Consider the following 2,146-nt stretch of genomic DNA (forward strand, 5'->3'; position numbering starts at 1 on the left):
GCACCTTGTCCAGGACCGCGGGCAAAGCGTCGACGGGCAGGCCCGCCGCGCCGACCTGCAGCCAGAGCGCGCTCACGCCGTTCTCGAGGGCCGCGAGGATCCGCTCGTTGGCGGCGGCGGCGTCGCTGCCGCCGAACTGTGCGGACACGAGCCAGCCGGCGTTGACGTCGCGGGTGGCCGAGGTTCCGCGCACGTACGGGAACTCACCGGGCAGCGGCGCCTCGGGGCGCTCGTCGCGAACCCCGTAGAGCGGGTTGACGGTGACGTCGTCGTACGTGGTGGTCTCGAGCAGTCGCTGCGGCTCCGGTCCGAGTTCGGCGGGCTCGACGCGGCGGGACTTCGCGAGCACGCCGGCCACCGCGTTCTGCCACTGCGCATACGCGCGTGCGGCGTCCTCGGCTTCTGCAGCTAATGACACGTGCGGTTCCTCTCCTACGCTGCGGGATGTGGTGCAGGCTCGGTGTGATGCAGGTTCTCGGGCCATGGTGGGCCGTGGATACCTTAGGCGGGTTCTCGTGTGATGCTAGCCGCATACACGCCGCGGCTATTGTGGGGATCACCACAGATTCCCTAGCGATCGTTAACGGACTTGCGCAGGGAAATCTACCTTCCGCCTCCGCGCCGCCCGCAGGGCACCGGTCGATTGCCGGGTCCGGGTATCGTGGTCGGTCGTGACGAGGCTCCTGACCGACCGCAGAATCCTCGGCATACTTGCCCTTCTCGTCGCGCTGGCCGCCGCGGCGGTGCTGATCCCCCATCCCACGGTCGCGGAGATCCGCGGGTGGGCGGACACCGTCGGCCCGTCGTTCGTCCTCGTCTTCTTCCTGGTCCACACCCTCGTGACCATCGCCCCGGTGCCGCGCACCGTGTTCACCCTCAGCGCCGGCCTGCTGTTCGGCGCCGCCACCGGCATCGCCGTCTCGGTGGCCGCGACCACGGTCAGCGCGGTGCTCGCGTTGCTGCTGGTGCGGTGGATCGGCCGCGGGGCGGTCGCGTCGTATCTGACGCATCCCGCGGCCAAGGCCGTGGATCTGCGGCTGGCGCGGCGGGGCTGGCTCGCGGTCGGGTCGCTGCGCCTGATCGCGGCGGCCCCGTTCTCGGTGGTGAACTACTGCTGTGCGATCTCGTCGGTGCGGCTGGTGCCGTACACGCTCGCCACGATCGTGGGCATCCTGCCGGGCACGATCGGGGTGGTGCTGCTCGGCGACGCGCTGACCGGCCGCACGAACCCCGCCCTGATGGTGGTGACGGTGGTGTGCCTGCTCGTCGGGGTGGTGGGACTGTGGCTCGAGGCGCGGTTGCCGGTGCCGGCCGGTTCGGCGCTCGATGCGATCGTCGATCCCGACAACGAGAAATCGACAAGTCTCAAACCTTGATTTACTGAAGTCAAGGCTTCATTCTTGACCAATGTTCGTGTTGACGGTGGATCAACGCGGCAGCCGACGTGACATCGACCGGGTCGCGGCGCTGCTCGAGGAATTCCGCGACGCCGACCTGCTGCGCCCGTTCGAGCGCACCGCCGGCGACGAGGTGCAGGCGGTCGCGGACGACGCCGAGACCGTCGTGGATCTCGCCCTGGACCTGGTGCGGCGCGGCCACTGGAGCGTCGGGATCGGCGTCGGCGCGGTGGAGACGCCGCTGCCCGAACAGACCCGCGCCGGACGCGGCCCCGCCTTCGAACACGCGCGGACCGCCGTCGAACGCGCCAAGAACGCACCGGGCAACCTCGCCGTCGACGGCACCGATCCCGACGCCGCGGCCGACGCCGACGCCGCCCTCACCCTGCTCGCGACGCTGGTGCTGCGCCGCACCGACCAGGGCCGGGAAGCGGTCGAACTCGCCCGCGCCGGACTCCCCCAGGCCCAGGCGGCGCAACGCCTGGGCATCAGCAAACAGGCGGTGTCGCAGCGCCTGCACACCGCCGGATGGCAGGCCGAACAATCCGGCCGCACCCTCGCCCGCCGCCTCCTCGAAAGGGCCGACCGTTGACCGTCGTCTCGCTGGTGCTGCTCGCCGTCGTCGCGCTCGCCCCGGCGCTGAGCCTGCGCTCGAACCTGCCGCCCTGGCTCGCGCCGGCCATCTCGACGGCCGCGCTGATCGGGGCGGCACTGGCCGCGTCGGCGACGACCGCGGTCCACGGCCTCGC

3 protein-coding genes are annotated in these 2,146 nt (G+C 71.3%); 2 read left to right on the top strand and 1 reads right to left on the bottom strand.

Annotation, left to right across the window (positions count from 1 at the left end; all coding sequences use genetic code 11):
* The coding region (locus tag ACN675_RS28925) for a methylmalonyl-CoA mutase family protein (RefSeq protein ID WP_420754079.1) at positions 1 to 418 on the bottom strand (418 nt) is incomplete at its 3' end.
* Between the two features lie 253 nt (positions 419 to 671).
* Here ACN675_RS28925 and ACN675_RS28930 point away from each other — a divergent pair.
* The gene (locus ACN675_RS28930; protein ID WP_420754080.1) at positions 672 to 1,376 is read left to right on the top strand and encodes a TVP38/TMEM64 family protein; all 705 of its coding nucleotides are present in this window, start codon (positions 672 to 674) and stop codon (positions 1,374 to 1,376) included.
* A 31-nt stretch (positions 1,377 to 1,407) separates the two neighbouring features.
* Positions 1,408 to 1,989 carry a hypothetical protein gene (locus tag ACN675_RS28935; protein WP_420754081.1) on the top strand — a complete coding sequence of 194 codons (582 nt, stop codon included), beginning with the start codon at positions 1,408 to 1,410 and terminating at the stop codon, positions 1,987 to 1,989.
* The last annotated feature ends 157 nt before the right edge of the window (positions 1,990 to 2,146 follow it).

It is taken from the genome of Rhodococcus sp. O3 (assembly GCF_048897285.1).
Classification (GTDB): Bacteria; Actinomycetota; Actinomycetes; order Mycobacteriales; family Mycobacteriaceae; genus Rhodococcus.